21 protein-coding genes are annotated in these 22,048 nt (G+C 60.8%); 9 read left to right on the plus strand and 12 right to left on the minus strand.

What is annotated here, in order from left to right; translation table 11 throughout:
- Nucleotides 1–136: 136 nt before the first annotated feature.
- Nucleotides 137–829 carry a GNAT family N-acetyltransferase gene (locus BM279_RS09580; RefSeq protein ID WP_093503181.1) on the minus strand — a complete coding sequence of 231 codons (693 nt, stop codon included), beginning with the start codon at nt 827–829 and terminating at the stop codon, nt 137–139.
- Nucleotides 830–962: 133 nt separating this feature from the next.
- On the opposite strand from BM279_RS09580, the gene BM279_RS09585 reads away from it, so the two are divergent.
- Complete coding sequence (locus BM279_RS09585) at nt 963–1,298, plus strand: hypothetical protein (RefSeq protein ID WP_093503183.1); 336 nt, start codon at nt 963–965, stop codon at nt 1,296–1,298.
- Entirely contained in the window at nt 1,282–1,482 is a 201-nt protein-coding gene (locus BM279_RS09590) for a DUF1289 domain-containing protein (RefSeq protein ID WP_093503185.1), read from the plus strand. The genes BM279_RS09585 and BM279_RS09590 overlap by 17 nt, the downstream gene beginning before the upstream one ends.
- A 163-nt stretch (nt 1,483–1,645) precedes the next feature.
- Here BM279_RS09590 and BM279_RS09595 read toward each other — a convergent pair whose 3' ends face one another.
- Nucleotides 1,646–2,344 carry a helix-turn-helix transcriptional regulator gene (locus BM279_RS09595; protein WP_093503187.1) on the minus strand — a complete coding sequence of 233 codons (699 nt, stop codon included), beginning with the start codon at nt 2,342–2,344 and terminating at the stop codon, nt 1,646–1,648.
- Nucleotides 2,345–2,414: 70 nt separating this feature from the next.
- Between BM279_RS09595 and BM279_RS09600 the strand changes: the two genes are divergently transcribed.
- Both BM279_RS09600 and BM279_RS09605 read left to right on the plus strand, forming a co-directional pair.
- Entirely contained in the window at nt 2,415–2,780 is a 366-nt protein-coding gene (locus tag BM279_RS09600; protein WP_093503189.1) for a VOC family protein, read from the plus strand.
- A gap of 150 nt (nt 2,781–2,930) precedes the next feature.
- Nucleotides 2,931–3,896: a tetratricopeptide repeat protein gene (locus BM279_RS09605; RefSeq protein WP_093503191.1), complete on the plus strand. Its 966-nt coding sequence runs from the start codon at nt 2,931–2,933 to the stop codon at nt 3,894–3,896.
- A gap of 57 nt (nt 3,897–3,953) precedes the next feature.
- On the opposite strand, the gene BM279_RS09610 is transcribed toward BM279_RS09605, so the two are convergent.
- The 8 genes from BM279_RS09610 to minC form a co-directional block, all read right to left on the minus strand.
- Nucleotides 3,954–4,484 (minus strand): REP-associated tyrosine transposase, encoded by a 531-nt coding sequence (locus BM279_RS09610; RefSeq protein WP_093503193.1) that lies wholly within the window; start codon nt 4,482–4,484, stop codon nt 3,954–3,956.
- A 258-nt stretch (nt 4,485–4,742) separates the two neighbouring features.
- Entirely contained in the window at nt 4,743–7,430 is a 2,688-nt protein-coding gene (locus BM279_RS09615) for an HD domain-containing protein (protein ID WP_093503195.1), read from the minus strand.
- Between the two features lie 94 nt (nt 7,431–7,524).
- Complete coding sequence (locus BM279_RS09620) at nt 7,525–8,781, minus strand: ribonucleotide-diphosphate reductase subunit beta (RefSeq protein WP_093503197.1); 1,257 nt, start codon at nt 8,779–8,781, stop codon at nt 7,525–7,527.
- Nucleotides 8,782–8,954: 173 nt separating this feature from the next.
- Complete coding sequence (locus BM279_RS09625; protein ID WP_093503199.1) at nt 8,955–11,864, minus strand: ribonucleoside-diphosphate reductase subunit alpha; 2,910 nt, start codon at nt 11,862–11,864, stop codon at nt 8,955–8,957.
- Between the two features lie 800 nt (nt 11,865–12,664).
- On the minus strand, nt 12,665–13,300 hold the full coding sequence (locus BM279_RS09630; protein ID WP_027904616.1) for an RluA family pseudouridine synthase: 636 nt from the start codon (nt 13,298–13,300) through the stop codon (nt 12,665–12,667).
- 152 nt (nt 13,301–13,452) lie between these two features.
- Nucleotides 13,453–13,707: a cell division topological specificity factor MinE gene (gene minE, locus BM279_RS09635; RefSeq protein WP_013790888.1), complete on the minus strand. Its 255-nt coding sequence runs from the start codon at nt 13,705–13,707 to the stop codon at nt 13,453–13,455.
- Nucleotides 13,704–14,519, minus strand: a complete 816-nt coding sequence (gene minD / locus BM279_RS09640) for a septum site-determining protein MinD (RefSeq protein WP_013790889.1) — start codon at nt 14,517–14,519, stop codon at nt 13,704–13,706. The genes minE and minD overlap by 4 nt, the downstream gene beginning before the upstream one ends.
- Before the next feature lie 180 nt (nt 14,520–14,699).
- Complete coding sequence (minC, locus tag BM279_RS09645) at nt 14,700–15,431, minus strand: septum site-determining protein MinC (protein WP_093503201.1); 732 nt, start codon at nt 15,429–15,431, stop codon at nt 14,700–14,702.
- Nucleotides 15,432–15,658: 227 nt separating this feature from the next.
- Between minC and BM279_RS09650 the strand changes: the two genes are divergently transcribed.
- A complete protein-coding gene (locus BM279_RS09650) occupies nt 15,659–16,165 on the plus strand; it encodes a GNAT family N-acetyltransferase (RefSeq protein WP_093503203.1) in 507 nt (168 codons plus the stop codon).
- A 1-nt stretch (nt 16,166) separates the two neighbouring features.
- Here BM279_RS09650 and BM279_RS09655 read toward each other — a convergent pair whose 3' ends face one another.
- Nucleotides 16,167–16,565: a RidA family protein gene (locus BM279_RS09655; RefSeq protein ID WP_093503205.1), complete on the minus strand. Its 399-nt coding sequence runs from the start codon at nt 16,563–16,565 to the stop codon at nt 16,167–16,169.
- Nucleotides 16,555–17,691 carry an alanine racemase gene (locus tag BM279_RS09660; protein WP_093503207.1) on the minus strand — a complete coding sequence of 379 codons (1,137 nt, stop codon included), beginning with the start codon at nt 17,689–17,691 and terminating at the stop codon, nt 16,555–16,557. Before BM279_RS09660 ends, BM279_RS09655 begins: the two co-directional genes overlap by 11 nt.
- Before the next feature lie 91 nt (nt 17,692–17,782).
- Here BM279_RS09660 and BM279_RS09665 point away from each other — a divergent pair, with 91 nt between their 5' ends.
- The 4 genes from BM279_RS09665 to BM279_RS09680 all read left to right on the plus strand — a co-directional run bounded on the left by BM279_RS09665 (nt 17,783) and on the right by BM279_RS09680 (nt 21,900).
- A complete protein-coding gene (locus tag BM279_RS09665; RefSeq protein WP_093503209.1) occupies nt 17,783–18,661 on the plus strand; it encodes a LysR family transcriptional regulator in 879 nt (292 codons plus the stop codon).
- Between the two features lie 54 nt (nt 18,662–18,715).
- On the plus strand, nt 18,716–19,615 hold the full coding sequence (locus BM279_RS09670; protein ID WP_093503211.1) for a LysR family transcriptional regulator: 900 nt from the start codon (nt 18,716–18,718) through the stop codon (nt 19,613–19,615).
- Nucleotides 19,616–19,803: 188 nt separating this feature from the next.
- Nucleotides 19,804–21,018, plus strand: a complete 1,215-nt coding sequence (locus tag BM279_RS09675; RefSeq protein WP_093503213.1) for an MFS transporter — start codon at nt 19,804–19,806, stop codon at nt 21,016–21,018.
- A 213-nt stretch (nt 21,019–21,231) separates the two neighbouring features.
- Complete coding sequence (locus BM279_RS09680; protein ID WP_093503215.1) at nt 21,232–21,900, plus strand: TIGR04211 family SH3 domain-containing protein; 669 nt, start codon at nt 21,232–21,234, stop codon at nt 21,898–21,900.
- Nucleotides 21,901–22,048: the final 148 nt, after the last annotated feature.

Genomic DNA, 22,048 nt, shown 5'->3' on the forward strand with positions numbered 1-22,048 from the left:
CTAAAGGCGTTGCTGGAGGCGCAGGGTGCTACCTCCATGGCGACCTCCTGCCCGTGAGTGCGCGGCAATCACGGCAGGTTATGACATCTGTCCAACATGCTGCGTGATCCGTCACGCAAATCGGCAGGGTGCTTGATCAGTGCAGCGTCGGCGTAAGCCGTTCGGCGACCAGCTGGCGGGCCTGATGGGCGAGCTGATCCAGGTGATAGTCACGCTGTTTCTCGGCCTCGCTCATGGCCTTCTTGCCATGCTGCTTGAGCAGGTAGGCGTGGATCTGCCGCACTTCGGTGGACTGAAACACCGGCGCCAGATCCTGCACGGCCACCAGGCCATCGGAGCGCTGGTCTCGGGTGTTCATCAGCACCTGCGGCCCTTGGGCGGCTAGCACCTGCAGGCCCATGGCCTCGAAGGTCGGCACCTTGCCGGCGACGCAAGCCAGCTCCAGATGGGGATGCCGCTCGGTGATGCGCTGCAGCATGGCGCGAGCGATACCCCGACGGCGGTGGCTGGCGGCCACGGCCATGTAGGCGAGGGTGCAGGCCTCGGCGTCGTCCTGGCTGGGCAGGTACAGGGCGAAACCCAGCACCACGGCAGGGTCCTGATCGTCCAGGGCCAGCAGCAGGTGCGTCGGGCTATCGGCTTCGCCATTCATGGCCTGCAGGTACAGGTGCACTTCATAGCCGATCACATACTGGTACAGCTGGAACAGCGGGTTGCTGGGCGTCAGCGGCACCGGGCTGATATCGCTGAAGTAGTCCACCACCATCTGCAGCACCTGGGCTTTGAGGGACTCGGGTGGCGGGGCATCGAGGTGGGTGAGGGTGAACATCGGGCGGGCTCTTGATAAAAACGGCAGCCGGCATTGTAACGCGTGGTGCCGGTGAGCGTTGGCGCCGAGGGTCTATGGGGTTGCCGTCTCGGGTAACATGGCGCCACATCGAGCATTGATCCAGAAGGGCCTTATGGCAGCGTCGAAACGAAAATGTGCAGGTATCGAGCGCGAGCTGATTCGCACCCTGACTGACGCCTGCGAAACGGCAAAGAGCGAAATCGTCGGCTTCCAGTGGCTCACCCATGAGGTGGACTACGAGCGCTTTCCAGAGAGTCTGTTCGTCACCTGGATGTTCGACAGCGAAGCCAGCAAGGCGAGGGCGCTGGCCAGCGCGGACCAGGCCAGGATGCTGGCGCTGACCCTGGCCGCGTTCGAGGCAGTGGGCATCAGTGTGGCCCGCATCGCCGATCACGTGGCGTTTTCGGTCGAGCAGCCGGCAAGGGGCAAACGTGGCCAAGGACATTGAAAACCCCTGCGTGTCGCTGTGTCAGCTCAACAGTGAGATGTGCGTGAGCTGCGGCCGCACCCGCGAAGAAATTCGCAAATGGCGCGGCATGAAACGCCCGGAGAAGATGGCCACGGTGCAGAAGGCGGCGGTGCGGATGAAGGCGATTGCCAAGAAGAAGGGCAAGGGGCAGAAGTCCGATTAGCCGTATGGAAGTAGTCACGTAGGGGGGGGGCGGGGCGCGTAGCCGACGCTTTTTTCATCCACCACAGTGATATATCGGCGCAATGGTTTAGTTAATGAGGGGATTGTGGATGACTTGCGGAAAGGATTTCCCTGCCGACGGTCTCGCAGCCATGGGCATCGCCTTATGGCTGTACCACCACGCCACGTTTGAGATTGTCTGACCGCCAGCGTGCCAGCAGCCAGCCACCTTGGCCGACGAAGCGCTGCGACGAGAAGCTGAGGCTGCTGATATTGGTCAGGCGAAAATGCCGGTAGTCGCTGCGCAGTTCGCACCAAGCGGCGAGAATCCGGAAGCCGTCGAAATAGCCGAGGGCGACGGGCTGTAAGGTACGTTGAGTCACGGCCCCCTTGCTGTCGGCATAGTCGATCAGCACCTTGCGCTCGTCACGAATCGCCTCGCGCAGCAGCTCTGCGGTGGCACCATCGCTGTCGTCGTGTCCGGGGCCGGCGAATAGCGCCGCCTGTTCCAGCTGCTGCAGCGCCTGTTGACCCAGCACTGTGCGCAACTTGCCTTGTACCGTTTGCGAGGCCTGCGCCAGGGCTGGATCCGTTCTGCGCTGCACCCAGCGCAGGCCCAGTATCAGCGCCTCCAGTTCCACCTGCGTGAACATCAGCGTTGGCAGCATATAGCCGGGCTTGAGCACATAGCCGATGCCAGGCTCGCCCTGGATATCGGCGCCCTGGCGTTGCAGGGTGGCGATGTCGCGGTACAGCGTTCGCAGGCTTACCTGCAGCTCATTGGCGAGCACCTGCCCGCTGACCGGCAGGCGTTTACAGCGCAGTAGCTGGAGCAAATGCATCAAGCGTTCGGTACGGTTCATCGGCACCATGCTGACAGGAACTGTCAGTAGCGTCGACTAGGCTGGGCTCTCATTCAACAGGAGCCATGCCATGAGTCATCCCAACTTGCTTATTCTCTATGTCGCCGACCCAGCGGCCAGCAGCACCTTCTATCAAGGCCTGCTGCAGCAGGCGCCCACGGACAGCTTTCCCAACTATGTGGCGTTTGTGCTGACCGACCAGTTGAGCCTCGGGCTCTGGTCCGAGCAGGCTGCCAATTTTCGTTCTGCTGGCAGCGGGCACCGCTTCGAAGTCGGCTATATGGTCGAGACCGAGGCGCAAGTGGAGCAGCTCTATGCTCGCTGGCAGGCGCTTGGCGTCAGTATCGAGCAACCGCTGGCGCGGGCCGTGTTTGGCCTGACTTTCGTCGCGCTCGATCCCGACGGGCATCGGTTGCGGGTCTGCACTCGGGACTAACCGGTAGGGTGGAGCGGGACTCGCGCCAGCGGTTGCTCGCTGCAACCTGGGCCCAGCTGGCACGGCCCAAACTGCCCAGCAGAGCCATTGCCTTGTTTGGCTTCTATACGCGCCTTTAAAATGGCCGGCCCTTGCAAGGCAGGAAACACCATGTGGTTCACGAAGAAAAAGACGCTCAGTGACGAGCAGGCGACGGCGCTCAATGAGCAGGCATGGGCGGCGTTTCGCGAGCAGGATCTGGACACCGCGCTGGAGCATTTCCAGACCCTTGCCAAGGCGTGTCCTGCCGACCCGCGCTGGATGAACGGCGTTGGCGCGGTGAGCCTGGCCCGTGAAGATCGCGCCGGCGCCCGTCGACACTTTCAGATGGCTGCCGAGCACGATTATCCCGGCAGCCACTACAACCTCGGCATCATGGCCTATCAGCAAGATGACCTGGACGCCGCCCGCCGGCACTTCCTGAGGGCTGCCGAGCACGATTATCCGGGCAGCCATTACAACCTTGGCACCATGGCCTTCCAGGAAGGCGATCATGATGCTGCCCGCCATTATTTCCAGCAGGCCGCCAAGTACGATTGCCCCCGCAGCCACTTCTACCTTGGCAGCATGGCCTACCAGGACGGCGATCACGATGCCGCCGTCGAGCACCTCGAAAACGCCGTGCGGCATGGTCACCCGGAGGCCCTGAATCTGCTCGGCGACATCCATTTGCACGCCGAGCGCTATCCGCAGGCCGAGCAGGCCTACCGACGCGCCGCCGAACTGGGGCATGTCGACGGCTACAACAATCTCGGCCTGTTATATCTGCAGCTTGAGGATTACCAGCAGGCCAAGCAGGCGCTGTTGCAGGCCCTGCAATCCGACCACGTCTACGCCCAGCACAATCTGGCGGTGGCCTATCATCGTCTGGGCGAGCTGGAGGCGGCTGAGCGCTGGTATCTGATTTCCTTCTCGCAGCACGGCAACCTGCAGTCGCTGGAGAACCTTGGGCATGTGTATGGCGACAGTGGGCGTGAAGTCGAGGGGCGGGCGTTGGTCGCGGCCTCTGACAAGCTCTATGAGGATCAGCCGCTCAACGAGTATGAGCAGGCGTTGATTGATCGTTTGTTGGCCTGAATCACGTAGGGTGGATGACGCTTTTTTCATCCACCACCGCAATATGACGTCGAACCCTTACTCGCCGTAATTATGGTCATCCCGCTCGGGCTCTACACACCAACTGGCGGGATAGACGCCCATTGCCACTGCCCGGTGAAAACTCGAATACGGCCAATCTTCAAGGCGCTCTACATGACCGTGTTTCAGTGGGTTGATGTGGATGTAATCGAAGTGGTGCCGGTAATCCCGCTCATCGCGGATCAGATGCTCCCAGTAACGTCGTTGCCATATACCGCGCTCGCCGCGGCGTTGCTGGTTAGCCGTGCGTGTTTCGGTGACCGGGAGGCGTTTGGTGAAGGCGAATTTGATGATTTTCCAGCGCAGGGCAAAGTCGGCATCGCCCGGCGGTAGTGTCCACAGGCAGTGCATATGGTCGGGCAACACCACCCAGGCATCGATATGAAAGGGGTGCCGAGCCCGCGTAGCTCGTACCGTCTCGCGCAGCAGATCAATCTCGCGGATCAGCAGATCGCTGCGGCGATCACGCAGGTTGACGGTGAAGAAGTAAGTAGCGCCGGGAGCGCGAGCGCGGCGGTAGTTGGGCATGGTCGCTCGTCCTTGAGCCATGTGTTGCCTGAACCATGGTGGACAAGCTTCGCGTTGTCCACCCTACGCGGTGGATATTGCGGCGTAGGGTGGATGACGCTTTTTCATCCACCGTTTGCGGTTGTCCAGGCTACTCGCTGACGAGGCGCTTGGCGTCGTCTGAGATATTGCTACTTCAGTTATTTAGGGCGGATGAAATTTCTTCATCCGCCGTTGCGCTGATTGTCCGGACTACCTGTTATATCCGTCCGCCCTATCTTACGATGAAAGGGTGGCTGATGATTTTCCATCATTCGATGGTGACCGCTGGGCTAAGAAGTCAGCCTTTGTAACCATAACCCCTTCAGCCAAGATTGGGCCGCTTGGACTATTTCCTATCAATACCGTGTCCTCATCATTTTCCCTGATCACGAAATCTATTAAGGTTTCTTGCTCGACATTCCAGCTTTTTGCTATTGCACGAAGAACGCGGTGTATTATCTTCTTCTTGCCGTGTATTGATGATTCGAAGTAATTATTGCTGCTTATGAAAGGGTTTCTTGAGTGAATTATGTGGCTGGATAGTGATGTGGAGCAGGTAATGATGTTGTTGTTTAATTTTGGGTTCTCTATGTTCCTTGTTGCACTATATATTTCGTAAGATGGTATTATGATTAGTTCCTCGGGAAGTGTTAGTTGTGATAGCTCTTCCTCGGAATAGTACTGATCTTTGAATCTGCATATGGGAAGTGGGCCGGAGTCTCCGCCGCAATTTAATATTGTCTCTGCGCAGTCTAGCTGGTCTTGCTTTTCGGGGAATAAGTTAGGGACAAGATGAGCTTGCTCTGATGCCCAGGTAGATAGTTCTTCTGGGGTTGCAAGAGGCTCAGATTCATCTCTGGAAGCTCTTAGTGGTTTGCCTAGTAGTATTCCGCATATCCCCCAAAGTAAGCAGGCCTCGAGGCCGCCAATTACCAGTGCGCCTCGGATATATGCATCATGTTCTGCGAACGAGGAGCTAATGCATGCTCTTCCTATTATTTCTCCATCAGAAGATTTTATAGGCCTTATGTTTTGAGAGATTTTCTCTTGCGTGTCTAAGGGCAGATTTTGTTTTTTAAAGATATTAAAATGTCTGGTTTGAAGTCGGCTAAGCAGTTCTTTTCCGTCTATTTCCTTCCAGTCATTTCCTTTTGCTGTTAAGGTTCTGGTTCCATTCTCAATTGTGTATATGGTGGCGTCTGTAGCAGGTGCTAAGAAAGTACACAAGTCATTAAGGGATATAGACTGCTCGTCGTTAGTGTATAAAATTCCGCCCTTATGGGTAGGCGGAGTTCTTAGTTGAAGACATATTTTGGTTCCTCCATCTCTAATACACTCCTCCGATGAGGCAGGGCGCAAAATAGGGCGCTCTCTGAGGCTAGAGCCAAATTCAAGTACAAGCGTGTCCTTTTTTGCAGATTCAGCATGTCTAGTGATGACTTTGATTTTTTCGGAAATCATAAAAGCCGAAAAAAAACCTATTCCATATTTTCCTGTTGACTTAAATCCGGACGAGAGCAATCCAGGAAATTCCTCATGAACCCTATTGGAGGACCAGAAACTTTTCCCAAAATCTAGCAGAAAATCGGTTAGAACAGTCATGGACATTCCGGTGCCATTGTCGCTAATTGTTAGCCAATGACTGCTGTTGAGTTCCGTTAGCTCGACGACAATTTCACCATAGTCTTCTGTTCTGTCTTCGTAATAACGCCTAGCACGAATTGCATCGCTTGAGTTTTGTATTAGCTCTCTTAGTGGTACTTGTGGATTTTTTCCATAGAGCTCTTCTCCTCCTATGCTTTTAATTATATTTGGTATGTCGGATATACTGATGGTTGCATTGATTGGGTGCCAGTCTTGAGTTCTTATATATTTTGCTAGACGCTCTGGTTGGTCCGCGCCGGCAACTCTTTTAGCTGAGAATCGTGGCTCGGAATGCTCAGTCAAGAGCGCATCTATATTTCTCAGTTCTTTATCGACCATTCGGAGACTATCTAGGCATGTCCACCAGGCGCTAGCCTCTTGCAGTGGGAAGCTTTCGCCACTTGTAAAAATCAGGGCATCTTCTTTTAAATAAGGTTTTAATAGTTTTTCTTGGAAGTCCCAGTGTTGAGCGGATGTAGAGTTGAGTGTGGTAAGACTTCTAACGAAAGTTGGGGCTCTACGGGCGTCTAGATGGGCTGCATCGGCTGCTCGAAGAATACACGCTAGCTTTAAAGGGTTGACGTGCCAGTCACTTGCAGAGGCCCACGGTGGAGAACCAATCTGATCTGTAAAGCGACGCTCTATTTCACTTATAGACCACCAGTGGCTGTGTGCAATCTCCCCAATTACTCTGCCAAAACTCTGTCTAATTTCTGGGTCTTCGATTAAGTATAAATTTGTGCCCTTGTAGTTGAATGTAGAAAAGGCGAGCTTCTCTGCATTCTCAGCATGGATTCTACGAAGCAGTTCGAATACTACAGTTTTATAGATGTCAGCGGGAGGGGACTGAACCTCTTCTAGCGTGGGCTGTCGGCCCATGCTTGTCTGATATGTGCTATGAATTAAGTCAATCCAGCGCTGAGTGTTTTTTAAGGATTCTGCGCCGCCTGGTGTCGCTGCAATTGACATTCCTAGATCGTGCAAAAGAATTGCTCCGCCTAGAACATAACCTTCAGTAGGTGTGAGTTTGTAATTCTCACCAATGATTTGCGATCCTGTCTCCCATAGAGAGTCGAGGTGAGTTATGTCATGGATTGTGAGTTCAGGAAGGTCGGTCCTGATTTCATTCGCTAACTGAGCCGCGCGTTCGCGAAATTGTATAAATGAATTTCTTAACCTTTCAATATCAATAGAATGGTCAGTGTCAGTTATCCCAAGAGTATTCTTCCATACACTACTTTGTAGTACGGTCTTTGATAGTTCTAGCATTAGTATTTCCATAAAAAACCCCGCACTAGGCGGGGCTCTTTATTAAGCTTCAACCCCAACATCCATGGCAGGTGTTGGGTGAATTTAGCGTGATTTCAAATTGGCATCAATCCCAGCTCAACGCCCCGCCAGTCTGATACTCGATCACACGGGTCTCGAAGAAGTTCTTCTCCTTCTTGAGGTCCATGATCTCGCTCATCCATGGGAACGGGTTGGTGGTGCCTGGGTATTCTTCTTTCAGGCCGATCTGGGTCAGGCGGCGGTTGGCGATGAATTTGAGGTAGTCTTCCATCATCGCGGCGTTCATGCCCAGTACGCCGCGCGGCATGGTGTCGCGTGCGTATTCGATTTCCAGCTGGGCGCCCTGCAGGATCATCTGGGTCGCCTCGTCCTTCATGGTGGCGTCCCACAGGCTCGGGTTCTCGATCTTGATCTGGTTGATCATGTCGATACCGAAGTTCAGGTGCATGGACTCGTCACGCAGGATGTACTGGAACTGCTCGGCGGTGCCGGTCATCTTGTTGCGGCGGCCCATGGAGAGGATCTGGGTGAAGCCGCAGTAGAAGAAGATGCCTTCGAGTACGCAGTAGTAGGCGATCAGGTTCTTGAGGAACTGGCGATCGGTTTCCGGGGTGCCGGTTTCGAACTTGGGATCGGAAATCGAACGGGTGTACTTGAGGCCCCAGGAGGCTTTCTTCGCGACGCTCGGGATCTCGTGGTACATGTTGAAGATTTCGCCTTCATCCATGCCCAGCGATTCGATGCAGTACTGGTAGGCGTGGGTGTGGATCGCTTCCTCGAAGGCCTGGCGCAGGATGTACTGGCGGCACTCGGGGTTGGTGATCAGGCGGTATACGGCCAGTACCAGGTTGTTGGCAACCAGGCTGTCGGCGGTGGAGAAGAAGCCCAGGTTGCGCTTGACGATGCGGCGCTCGTCTTCGGTCAGGCCGTCGGCGGACTTCCACAGGGCGATGTCCGCGGTCATGTTCACTTCCTGGGGCATCCAGTGGTTGGCACAACCATCCAGATACTTCTGCCAGGCCCAGTCGTACTTGAAGGGTACGAGCTGGTTGAGGTCGGCGCGGGCGTTGATCATCTGCTTGTCGCCGACTTCCACGCGCGCGGAGCTGCCTTCGAGCTCGTCCAGGCCTTCCTGGATGTCGAGGTCGTTGAGGGCTTGTTTGGCGCGGGCTACGGCAGCGGAGTCGCTGGCGTCGACGGCGCGGGCTTCGAGGGCGGCATTGCCGCCGACCTGGTTGAGTTTTTCCAGGCTCATGTCGGCGCCGGCCTGTACAGCGTTGTTCTTGGCGGGGGAGGCGGCTTCGGCGCCGTCTTCCTTGTCGAATTCATCCCAGCTCAGCATGGTGGGGCTCCTGCTCGAGAGGCCGGCGAAGGGCCGGCCTGTGTGGATTGTGGCTAATCGGTCGGTAGCTTGCGGTGCACGCAGAGCGCTACGGCTGATTATCAGGGGCCGGGGCTGTACCCCGGCTCTTGGGTTATCGGTGCCGGCTGCAGTGGCTGCAGCCGGCTAGGCCATTACTGGCAGGCTTCGCAGTCCGGCTCGTCGATGGCGCAAGCCTTCGGAACCGGAGCCGGGCCAGGGGAGGCCTGGGTGGCCGGTGCGGCAGCCGGGGCTGCGCTGAGGCCTTGGTCGCCACCACTGGACACGGCGTTGAGCTTGCCGGTGTTGATGGTGGACTTCTCGGTGCTGGTGGCGGCCAGGGCACGGAGGTAGTAGGTGGTTTTCAGGCCACGGTACCAGGCCATGCGGTAGGTCACGTCGAGCTTCTTGCCCGAAGCGCCAGCGATGTACAGGTTCAGCGATTGCGCCTGGTCGATCCACTTCTGGCGACGGCTGGCAGCATCGACGATCCACTTGGTGTCGACTTCGAAGGCGGTGGCGTACAGGTCTTTCAGGTCTTGCGGGATGCGCTCGATCTGCTGCACGGAGCCGTCGTAGTACTTCAGGTCGTTGACCATGACCGGGTCCCACAGGCCGCGGTTCTTGAGGTCGCGAACCAGGTAGGGGTTGATCACGGTGAATTCGCCGGAGAGGTTCGACTTCACGTAGAGGTTCTGGTACGTCGGCTCGATGGACTGCGACACGCCAATGATGTTGGAGATGGTCGCGGTCGGCGCGATGGCCATGATGTTCGAGTTACGAATGCCTTTCTTGACGCGCTCACGGATCGGCGCCCAGTCCAGGGTTTCGTCCAGGTTGACGTCGATGTACTTGGCGCCACGGGCTTCGATGAGGATCTGCTGGGAGTCCAGCGGCAGGATGCCCTTGCTCCACAGCGAACCGTTGAAGGTTTCGTAGGCGCCGCGCTCGTCGGCCAGGTCACAGGAGGCCTGGATGGCGTAGTAGCTGATCGCTTCCATGGAGCGGTCGGCGAACTCCACCGCGGCGTCGGAGCCGTAGGCGATGTGCTGCAGGTACAGGGCGTCCTGGAAGCCCATCAGGCCGAGGCCAACCGGACGGTGCTTGAGGTTGGAGTTACGGGCCTGCGGCACGCTGTAGTAGTTGATGTCGATGACGTTGTCGAGCATGCGCACGGCGGTCTTCACGGTGCGGCCGAGCTTGGCGGTGTCCAGCTTGCCGTCGACGATGTGGTTGACCATGTTGATCGAGCCCAGGTTGCAGACCGCGATCTCGTCCTTGTTGGTGTTCAGGGTGATCTCGGTGCACAGGTTGGAGCTGTGGACCACGCCCACATGCTGCTGGGGGCTGCGCAGGTTGCATGGGTCCTTGAAGGTCAGCCACGGGTGGCCGGTCTCGAACAGCATCGAGAGCATCTTGCGCCACAGGTCTTTGGCCTGGATGGTCTTGTACAGCTTGATCTTGCCGTACTCGATCAGGGCTTCGTAATACTCGTAGCGCTCTTCGAAGGCCTTGCCGGTCAGGTCGTGCAGGTCCGGTGTTTCGCTCGGGCTGAACAGGGTCCACTTGCCGTCTTCGAAGACGCGCTTCATGAACAGGTCCGGAATCCAGTTGGCGGTGTTCATGTCGTGGGTACGACGACGGTCGTCACCGGTGTTCTTGCGCAGCTCGAGGAATTCCTCGATGTCCATGTGCCAGGTTTCCAGGTAGGCGCACACGGCGCCCTTGCGCTTGCCGCCCTGGTTGACCGCCACGGCGGTGTCGTTGACCACTTTGAGGAAGGGCACGACGCCCTGGGATTTGCCGTTGGTGCCCTTGATGTAGGAGCCCAGCGCGCGCACCGGGGTCCAGTCGTTGCCCAGGCCGCCAGCGAATTTGCTCAGCATGGCGTTGTCGTGGATGGCGCCGTAGATGCCCGACAGATCATCCGGCACGGTGGTCAGGTAGCACGACGACAGCTGCGGGCGCAGGGTGCCGGCGTTGAACAGGGTCGGAGTCGACGCCATGTAGTCGAACGAGGAGAGCAGGTTGTAGAACTCGATGGCACGCTCTTCACGGTTCTTCGGCTCTTCGATGGCCAGGCCCATGGCCACGCGCATGAAGAACACTTGGGGCAGCTCGAAGCGCACGCCATCCTTGTGGATGAAGTAGCGGTCGAACAGGGTCTGCAGGCCCAGGTAGGTGAACTGCTGGTCGCGCTCGTGGTTCAGCGCCTTGCCCAGCTTCTCCAGGTCGTATTCCTTGAGTTTCGGGTCGAGCAGCTCGAACTTCGCACCGGCTTCGACGTAGGCCGGCAGGGCCTTGGCGTACAGCTCGGCCATCTCGTGGTGAGTAGCGCTGGTGGCGATGCCCAGGAAGCCCAGGGCCTCGGCGCGGATGTTGTCCATCAGCAGGCGGGCGGTGACGTAGCTGTAGTTCGGCTCGCGCTCGACCAGAGTACGGGCGGTCATTACCAGGGCGGTGTTGACGTCCTTCTGGTTCACGCCGTCGTACAGGTTCTTCAGGGTTTCTTTCTGGATCAGCGCGCCGTCGACTTCCAGCAGGCCCTCACAGGCTTCGGAAATGATGGTGTTCAGGCGGCCCATGTCCAGCGGCTCGAGGCTGCCGTCGGCGAGGGTGACGCGGATGCTCGGGTGCGGCTCGGCGATGGCGCTGCCGGCGTCGGCGTTCTTGCGCTTGTTGGCCTGGGCTTCGCGGTAGATCACGTAGTCGCGGGCAACTTTCTGCTCGCCAGCGCGCATCAGGGCCAGTTCGACCTGGTCCTGGATCTCTTCGATGTGGATGGTGCCGCCGGACGGCATGCGGCGCTTGAAGGTCGCGGTGACCTGCTCGGTCAGGCGCGCGACGGTGTCATGGATGCGCGACGAAGCGGCGGCGTTGCCGCCTTCCACTGCGAGAAACGCCTTGGTGATGGCTACGGTGATCTTGTCACCGGTGTAAGGCACCACGGTGCCGTTACGCTTGATCACACGCAGTTGGCCCGGCGCGGTAGCGGCCAGATCCTGAGGGGCGTCGCCCTGAGGCACATTGGCCTGAGGGTTCTCACGAGTGGTGTCGGTGTGCATGAAGGTCTCCATGATCAATGAAATTTTCGGGGCGAAGCGTTGTGTCGTTGATCGACGTGGTACCTGGCGTTCATTCCAATCGACAAAGCCTGCGCCTGCACGAGGCGGGCAGCAGGGTGTTGCAAAAAGGCGGTGATGGACCGGCTGGCGTGCGGCTCAGCGACGGTCGGTACTGTTCGATTGCCGGAACGCTTCATCCCTGGCGTTAACTGGTGCTTCCTGCTGCAAGCAGCCACTAGATGTAGTGTGGGCGCAGCCTCTGGTATTGCGTGTGGCACGAACGATCGGCTCGTTCGCTGCCGCTGTATCCGAGTTGCCGCCACCCTGGCAAAAAAGGGCTTGGGCCATGGACTTCATCAGCACATTTGTGCTTGGGTCCATTTTGGCCAGAAACCCAACATATAGGGGTCTGGCAAACTGGGGATACAAGATAGTGCGGTGTGGGCAGCAAGGCAAGCCCTTTGGGTTGTGGATAAATCTGTGGGTTATGCCGGGGTAAGTGGCGCAAATGCCCATGGTTGCTGGCGCTCGCCCGGGCATGGGCATTAATGCCGCAGGTAGATTTTTTTAGGGCTTTTGCCGGGTGGTTTCGCAGGTTCGCATAAACACAAGATATGGGGTTATTTACTGAACTTTTTGGCCAATGTGCCATCACGACTTATGTGTTCTATTTAAGTGCTTTGGCGTGACCGTTGGTCGCTCGATTTAAGTGCATTCCCCCCATGGGAGCAGGCGGGATGCCCAGGCCGTGCCCGTGATGCTTTCGCGGGCATTGAGTTGCCCTGGCTAGCGGGTACTTATCAGAACGGCGCCGGGCACTCGAAGCGCAGGCGTTCGCCGCTTTGTGGGTGGGTGAGGGTGAGCATGCTGGCGTGCAGGCACAGGCGCGGGTAGGCGGCCAGGGCTTGTTCGTGGGCATACAGGCCATCGCCGAGTAGTGGGTGGCCGATGGACAGCATGTGCACGCGCAGCTGGTGGGAGCGGCCGGTGATCGGTGTCAGCTCGACGCGGGCGTGTTCGGCGTGGCGTTCCAGTACGCGCCAGAAGGTCAGGGCGTGCTTGCCGTGTTCGTGGCAGACCACGTGGCGCGGCTTGGTCGGCGGGTCGTAGCGCAGCGGCAGGTCGATGCTGCCGCTGTCGCCCTCGGGCGAGCCCCAGCACAGCGCGGTGTAGGCCTTTTCGGTTTCCCGGTCGTGAAACTGGCGCGACAGCTCGCGGTGGCTGTCGGCGTCGCGTGCCAGCACGATCAGCCCCGAGGTTTCCCAGTCCAGGCGGTGCACGATGCGCGCCTCGGGGTAGCCGTTTTCCTGCAGGCGTGTGACCAGGCAATCCTTGTTGTCCTCGGCGCGGCCGGGCACCGAGAGCAGCAGGGTGGGCTTGTTGATCACCAGCAGGGCGGCATCCTGGTGGACGATTTCGATTTGGCTGAGCGGCATAGGCGTGTACAGATTCTGTGGGAGCGGATTCATCCGCGATGCGCTTGGCCTATAAGAGCTCGCGGATAAATCCGCTCCCACAGGCAGGCTTGTGACAGCAAAATGGCGGCCACCAGGGCCGCCATCTCGTTCAGGCTTCGTTGCCGGTTCGTTTAACGATCCGGCAGGGTGATGTTCAATTCCAGAATCGAGCAGCTGCCCTGGTTTTCCAGGGCGACCTGCACCTGATCCGAATCGATGGCGACGTACTTGCGGATCACCTCGACCAGCTCCTGCTGCAGGGCAGGCAGGTAGTCGGGCTGGGTGCGCTGGCCACGTTCGTGGGCAACGATGATCTGCAGGCGCTCTTTGGCGATGGAGGCTGTGGTTTCCTTCTTGCGCGAACGCAAGAAGTCGAAAATATTCATTCGCGACCTCCGAATAGGCGTTGCAGGAAGCCCTGCTTCTTCACATCAAGGAAGCGGTGCGCCACTTCCTTGCCGAGCAGGCGATCCACGGCGTCGCTGTATGCCTGGCCGGCATCGCTCTGGTCATCGAGGATCACCGGCACGCCCTGGTTGGAAGCCTTGAGCACCGCCTGGGATTCGGGGATCACGCCGAGCAGGCGGATGGCGAGGATTTCCTCGACGTCTTCCACACCGAGCATTTCGCCCTTGGTGACGCGCTCAGGGTTGTAGCGGGTCAGCAACAGGTGTTCCTTGATCGGCTCGCCGCCCTGTTCGGCGCGGCGCGACTTGCTGGCCAGCAGGCCCAGCATACGGTCCGAGTCACGTACCGAGGAAACTTCCGGGTTGGTGACCACGATGGCTTCGTCGGCGAAGTACATGGCCAGGTGGGCGCCTTTCTCGATACCGGCCGGCGAGTCGCAGACCACGTATTCGAAGTTCTGCGACAGCTCGGCGATGACCTTCTCGACGCCTTCCTGGGTCAGGGCGTCCTTGTCACGGGTCTGGCTGGCGGCCAGCACGTAGAGGTTCTCCAGACGCTTGTCCTTGATCAGGGCCTGGGTGAGGGTGGCTTCGCCGTTGACGACGTTGACGAAGTCGTACACCACGCGGCGTTCGCAGCCCATGATCAGGTCGAGGTTACGCAGGCCGACGTCGAAGTCGACGATGACGGTCTTGTGGCCGCGCAAGGCGAGACCGGTACCGATGGCAGCGCTGGTGGTGGTTTTACCGACGCCACCTTTGCCGGAAGTGACTACGAGGATCTTGGCCAAGGTGATTCACCCTAAAAATGAATAAAAGCAGGAACCTGCCGCGATTGGCGGTCTGTCGAAAGAATCGCTCGGCGGCGGCGTGCGCGGTGCTCGCCAGGTGTGGCCGATGATTGTTTTGACAGCCCGCCCAGAGGCGTTCGAGGGCCCTGTGTGACAGTTAAAAGTGCCGGGCAGTATCCGTTAAAGACGGGTGATGTTCAACACGTCGCCCATCAGGCTGACTTGCACGGCGCGGCCCCAGTTCGGGTCGCGGCGCAGGTCTTCGGCAACCTTGTACTGGCCGGCGATGGAGAGCAGTTCGGCGCCCATCTGCTGGCAGAAAATTCGTGCTTGCCGGTTGCCCTTGACGCCGGCCAGTGCCCGGCCACGCATTGGGGCGTAGACATGGATGTTGCCGTCGGCTAGAAGTTCCGCACCGGCACTCACCGGGGCCAGCACCACCAGGTCGCAGCCCTGGGCGTAAATCTGCTGGCCGCCGCGCACCGGGCTGGTGATGACGCGGGTCGGCTTGACCTCGGGTTCCACCGGCTTGGGCGGCTCGACCGGTTTGGGCGCCGGGTCGATGACCCGCTCGCGGGCGCCGGACGGCGGCAGTACCGGCAGATCCAGAGCATTGGCGGCGGCGATGTCTTCCTCGCGGCTGGCGCGCACGGCCAGTGTGCGCAGACCGTGCTTGCGGCACAGGGCCATGAGCTCGCCAAGATGGAGATCACCTTCCTCGCGTGGCAGTTTGTCGAGGGCCAGGACCAGCGGCGTATTGCTGAAGAAGTTGGGCGCCTGGGCGACCTTCTCGGCGAGTTGCGCATCGAGGCGGGCCAGGTCGTTGTGCGCCAGCTCCATCACGGTGATGGCCAGCATGCTGCCTTTGAGCTGGAACACGGGGTCTTGGTCGAGGAGATCAGCTTGGCTCATGGTCTGCCTGATGGGCCTTGGAAAATTAGCGGGACTTATAACGAGAACGGCGGCGGGGCTCAAGGACAAATGTCGCGCCGATTCCCGTCGCCAGGCTTGCAGTGACAAGCTGGCGGGCCATTGGTGCCCCAGCTGCCTGCAATGTGCGTGTGCTTGTGCGGCGCTAGAGGCGCGCGCTATGTTGCGCAGCCTTTCAAGGCAGGCGTTTGGCTGCTTCAGGTTCAACGATGACGACTTCCCGCATAGAGATAGCCCGAGCCAGCACAGCAGACATCGACGAGGCGATTCGTTTCGTGATGGCAGCCCGCGCCGAGATCTTCCCGATGCTCGATAACAGCGTGCTGCCGACCGACCTGCAGCGTTTTGCCGAGACTTACGTGCAGGGCGAGGCGGGCGCTTTCTGGCTGGCACGCTGCGCAGGCGACATCGTAGCGGCCGTGGGCTACTTGCCATACGACCACCGCTTCGCCCAGCTCGACTACCGGGGCGTGCGCACGGTGGAGATCGTGCGGCTGTTCGTGGCGCCGGCCATGAGACGTACTGGCCTGGCCGCACGGCTATTTCGTCACCTGCGCGAGCACGCCGTCAGCCAGGGCGTAGAAATGCTCTACCTGCACACCCATCCCTTTTTGCCGGGCGCCGTCCGTTTTTGGGAGCGGCAGGATTTCGAGGTGCTGGATATCGAAGCCGATCCAGTCTGGCAAACCACTCACATGCAGCTCGCCTTGCGCTAGCTCAGGTGGTATCGCAGCGGGCGATGGCATCTATTTCCACCAGGTAACCATGGTGCAGACCGGCTACCGGTACCACGGCGCGAGCCGGGCGGTGGCTTCCGATCAGTTGCCGGTACAGCTGGTCGAAGGCCGGCCAGTGCTCCACTCCCACCAGATACACGGTGACTTTCAGCAGGTCGTCGGGGCTGGAACCGGCCTCATCGAGGATCGCCAGGAGGTTGCCAAGGGCACGCCGGGCCTGTTCCACGAACGGCTGCTCGGGCTGGTGCCTGCCGTCGGCCCTAACCGGCAGTTGCCCTGATACGTAGAGCAGGCCGGCATGGCCGATGGCCTGGGCATAGTGGCCTCCGGGAGGCGCCGCCTGGTTGCTATGCACCTGGGTTATCAGCTTACCAGCCATGCCAGCGACTCCACGGACGAGCTTCGCCACAGGCGCTGATCGCCTGGTAATGGGGGAACTGCGCGCCCGTTGCACAGGCATGGTTGGGCAGGATACGCAGGCGGGCGCCCAGCGGAAATCGCCTGGCCAGCTCGGCGCCACTCACCCCGGGCAGAGTGACGATACCGTGCTCCTGATTGGCCGCGCTGAGCAGCATGCCGTCGATCCAGTGACCCGCCTGCGTGCAGACTTGGCCATAGCCGAAGTCGTGTTTCTGATGCTGGGTGCCCCGGTCGCGGCTCATGGCCATCCAACCGGCGTCGACGATGATCCAGCCCTTGTCCGGTTGGTGACCAATCACCTGGGTCAGCACGCTCAGCGCCAGCTCCTCGGCCTGGCAGACGCCGATGTTGTACATCACCAGGTCGAAGAAGGCGTAGACGCCCGCGCGCACTTCCGTGACGCCGTCGAGTTCACGGGCCGACAGGGCGGTTGGGGTGGAGCCGACGCTGACGTCGGGGCAGGGCAGCCCGGCGGCACGCAGGCGCTCGGCGGCGGTGACGCAGGCCAGGCGCTCCTGTTCGGCCAGTTGCGCCAGTGCTTGGGGATCACTCAGTGCATAGCTGGAGCCTGCATGGGTCAGAACGCCAGCGAGCGACAGCCGGCCCTGGGCAATCACCCTGGCAACCGCCAGCAGGGCCGGCTCGTCGGCGCGCAGGCCGGCGCGGTGGCCGTCGCAATCGATCTCGATCCAGACGTCGAAGGCTTGCCCCTGTTCGCTGGCGAAGCGGGAGATGGCCTGGGCGCCCTGCAGGCTGTCGGTGAGCAGCCCGAGCCGGCAGCCACGGCGCGCCAGATCAAGGGCCTGAGGCAGCTTGTCCGGGGCCATGGCGACCGCATAGAGAATGTCGTCGATGCCGTGCTCGAAGCACCGCTGCGCTTCCCCGAGCGTCGAAACGGTCACGCCTGTGGCGCCGGCAGCGATCTGCGCGGCGATCACCGGCAGGCACTTGCTGGTTTTGACATGGGGGCGCAGACGCACGCCGAGGGCGTTCATGCGCCCCTGCATGCGTTGGATATTGCGCTCCAGGCGCGGCACGTCGAGAAGGGCGGCGGGCGTCTGCAACGTTGCGGGAGGCATGATCATGATGAACTCCTGGCGGGTAGTGACGGCACTTTAGGGCGGTGAGCCAAGCCTGTGGTTAAATCAGCTGTCATCTTTCATTAAGTGCTGATTAATGATCGCCATCGAGGATCTACGCCTGGCGGCCACCCTGGCCAAGGCTGACTCACTCAGTGCCGCGGCTCGTGCGCTCAACGTCTCGGCGCCGGCGCTATCGATGCGTTTGCGCAAACTCGAGGCTCGGCTGGGCGTGGCCCTTGCCAATCGCGACGCGCGGCGCCTGAGCCTGACGCTGGAAGGCGAGCGCTTTGCCAGGGAAAGCGCGGCGCTGCTCGAACGCCTCGACGCGCTGCCCGATTCTTTCCGCCAGCCAGACGCCCAGTTGGCTGGCCCCCTGCGTCTGGCCGCGCCCTTTGGCTACGGCCGCAAACGCGTGGCACCGGTGCTGGCTCGTTTCGCCCGGCTGCATCCGCAGGTGCAGGTGCAACTGGATCTACGTGAGGCGCCGTGGCCGGACCGGCACGATAGTGACGCAGTCATCCACATCGGTCATGTCGACGATTCGGCCTGGGCCGCTCGCCTGCTTGCTGACAATCAGCGCTGGCTGTGTGCGAGTCCGGCCTACCTCCAGCGGCACGGCGTTCCGCTGGAGCCCGAGGCGTTGGCGCAGCATCGCTGCATCTGCATTCGTGAAAACGACGATGACGTAACGCTTTGGCACCTGCGCAAGGGCAGCACGTTGCGCACCCTGCGGATCGAGCCGGCGATGCTCAGCAATGATGGTGGCGTCGCCCGCCAGTGGGCCGAGCAGGATCAAGGCCTGCTATTGCGCTCGCAATGGGATGTCAGCGAGGCCATCGCCAGTCAGCGCTTGTTGCGCGTATTGGCGGACTGGACGTTCGACGGTGCGCCGATCAATCTGCTGGTGCCGGCCCGTCAGCGACGCACCGCGCGGCTGCAGGCGCTGATCGATTTTCTCGTCGAGTCGTTGTGACCGTGGCGGACGATGCCCGAGCAAATTGCCGCCGAGCGAGGCGGGGAGGCAGGTATGGATAAACTGATGGCCTTGAAAGCCTTTGTGGAAACCGTGCGCTGTGGCGGGTTTTCCGCGGCTGGGCGGTCTCTTGGCGTGGCGACTTCGTCGGTGACCCGGCTGGTCAGCAGCCTGGAGACCGAGCTGCAGAGTGTGCTGGTCAACCGTAGCCCGCGGCAGGTCAGCGTGACCGAGGCCGGGCAGGCGTATTTCACCAAAGCGGTGGCGATTCTTGAGGCGCTTGAAGAAGCCGATGCGGCCATCGCCGATCGCGGTAGCCAGGCGCGGGGCCGGTTGAATGTCAGCGTGCCGGTGGAGTTTGGCCGGCGGATCATCGCGCCGCGCCTCGGGCGTTTGCTCGACCGGCATCCGCAGCTCGAGCTGAATCTGCGCCTGAGCGATGAGGTGGTCGACCTGCTCGGCGAGCGTGTGGATGTCGCGGTGCGCCTGGGCAGCACGCTGGTCAGCGACGATGTGGTCAGCCTCGGTGTCGGCCAGTTCCAGCGCTGGCTGGTGGCCAGCCCGGAGTATCTGGCGTGCCATGAGCCGCTCAGCGCGCCGCAGGACCTGCTGGCGCACGACTGCCTGCGCTTCGATTACGGCGCTGCCGGCCAAAGCTGGCAGTTCAGCGCCGGCAGGGAGATACAGCAGGTGGCGGTGCGCGGTCGCCTGCACAGCAACAACGCCGACGTGCTGCGTGGGGCGGCGCTGGCTGGGCAGGGCGTGGCGCTGCTGGCCGATTGGCTGGTCCGCGAGGATGTTGCCAGCGGCCGGCTGCTACGCGTGCTGCAGTCCTACTCTGTCAGCCCGGGCTCGGCCAGTGGCGCGATCAGCGTGCTGTATCTGCCCAATCAGCGTGGCTCGCGGCGGGTGGCTGCTTTCGTCGAGTTCCTGCGCGAGGTGCTGGCAGGTTGAGCAGCGGTGGCAGTGTTCGACCTGGTGCAACGCAGCGTTGCGCCGCTGGTGGATTCTGCCGAGGCGGCAGGCGTCGTAACCTTTTATCAACCCTGGGCAATCGCGAAGCGCAGCGCCCGGGCTCCACTGATTCTTCATCTGTTTGAGCGATCCGCGCCCGGTCCGGGCCGTCTCATCGCGAGGTCATCATGAGCACATCATCCTCCAGCCAGCCCAACAGCCTTTCGCCGGCGCTGGTGCTGCTGTTCGCCTTCTGCTGCGGCGCCATCGTCGCCAACCTCTATTACGCCCAACCGATCATCGAGCTGATCGCGCCTGCGGTCGGCCTGTCGATGCACCAGGCCAGCCTGATCGTCTCGCTGACCCAGATCGGCTACGCCGTCGGCCTGCTGTTTCTGGTGCCCCTGGCCGACCTGCTGGAAAGCCGCCGATTGATGCTGCTGACCACTCTGGCGGCGATGGTCTGCCTGCTACTGGCAGGCTTTTCGAGCACGCCCGGCGTGTTTCTCGCGCTGTCGCTGCTGATCGGCCTGAGCTCGGTATCGGTGCAGATGCTGATTCCCCTGGCCGCGCACCTGGCGCCAGAGACGAGCCGGGGTAGGGTGGTGGGCAACATCATGGCCGGTCTGCTGCTGGGCATTCTGCTGGCGCGGCCGGTGGCCAGCCTGATCGCCGAATATTTTGGCTGGCGCGCGGTGTACTTCATGGCGGCGGCGCTGATGCTCGGTATCGTGGCGGTGATCGCCACCACCATTCCCCGCCATGCGCCGGATAACCGCGGTCATTACGGCCATCTGCTGCTGTCGCTGTTCGGCCTGCTGCGCCGTTACGCCACCTTGCGTCAGCGCGCGCTGTACCAGGGCCTGATGTTCGCCTCGTTCAGCCTGTTCTGGACGGTGGCGCCGGTGGAGCTGGTGCGCCATTACGGCTTCAGCCAGACGCACGTGGCGCTGTTCGCCCTGGTCGGTGCCATCGGCGCTATTGCCGCACCGATTGCCGGGCGCCTGGCCGATGCCGGTCACACCCGCCGCGCCACGCTGGTAGCCCTCGTGCTGGCGCCGCTGGCCTTCGCGCTGACGTTGGCTGGCCCGCTAGGCGGGGTAATCGGTCTGGTGCTGTGCGCTGTGCTGCTGGATTTTGCCGTGCAGCTGAACATGGTGCTTGGCCAGCGCGAGGTCTATGCCCTGGAGCAGAACAGCCGAGCGCGTCTCAACGCGCTTTACATGACCAGCATCTTTATTGGCGGTGCCAGCGGCTCGGCCATCGCCAGCCCGATCTACGAGAGCTACGGCTGGCAGGGCGCGGCGCTGGCAGGCGCAGCGTTTCCGGCGTTGGCGCTGCTGCTCGCGCTGTGGCACGGGCGGCGCGCGGCTGGTGAACAGGGGCTGGCCGTCGGCAAGTAAGGGACGAAGGCGGCGCGCCGATCATCCGCTGGTGCGCCGCCAATCTGCTGGGCGCTGAGGAACCCGACCGATCTGCTGCGGTCTTTCAGCAGTCGGCCAAACCGGTGGCAGGCATGGCGTTGCGCCACTTTCGCGCCGGTTACAACAATTCGCCTGGCCGACGTTCGCGCGCTGCGTCGCATTGTGTTCCACCGCCGAGTGAAGATGGTTTTTATGTCCCTAGCCCGCCCCTTTTCTGCATCCTTTTCCCTGCCGACCGTTCGCGCGCTGGGGACCTGTGTTCTATCCGGCCTGCTGCTGATTGCAGCACCAGCCCATGCCCAACAAGCCAGCGACAACGTGCGCTGGGTCAGCGACAAACTGAACACCTACGTGCGCAGTGGCCCGACCGAGGGCTACCGCATCGTCGGTACCCTGAGCTCCGGTACTCGCGTGCAGCTGCTGCGCACCCAGGGCGACTTCAGCCAGGTGCGTGGCGAGAACGGCGATGCGGTGTGGATTCCCAACAGCGACCTGCAGGAAGTGCCCGGCCAGGCCGAGCGACTGCCGGCGCTGGAGCAGAAGGTCACCGAACTGAGCACCGAGCTCAAGAACATCAACGAAACCTGGGAAACCCGCGTGCAGGGCATGCAGGAGACCCTCGACTCGCGCAAGAAACTGATCGACGAACTGGAAGCGAGCCGCAGCGCCCAAGATATCGAACTCAACCAGGCCCGCTCGGAACTGCGCGAAGCCCAGGCCCAGCTGGGCAGCGAGCAGAAACAGGTGCTGATGCGCTATATGGTCTACGGCGGCAGCATCGCCGGCGCCGGCCTGCTGCTGGGCCTGATACTGCCGACCATGCTGCGCGTGCGTCGTAAGCGTAATGATCAGTGGATTTGAGTCGATAGACTTTTAAAGCTTCGCGCTTCGCCTGTGCTTCGCATAGGCGAAGGATTCAGCGGTCCGCGACCTCTGTCCTATCTGTGGGAGAGGGCGGGGGCGCCCAGTCCATGCCCGCGAAAGGCAGTTACAGCGACTCGGTATGCCT

It is taken from the genome of Phytopseudomonas straminea, from assembly GCF_900112645.1.
Taxonomy (GTDB): Bacteria; Pseudomonadota; Gammaproteobacteria; order Pseudomonadales; family Pseudomonadaceae; genus Aquipseudomonas; species Aquipseudomonas straminea.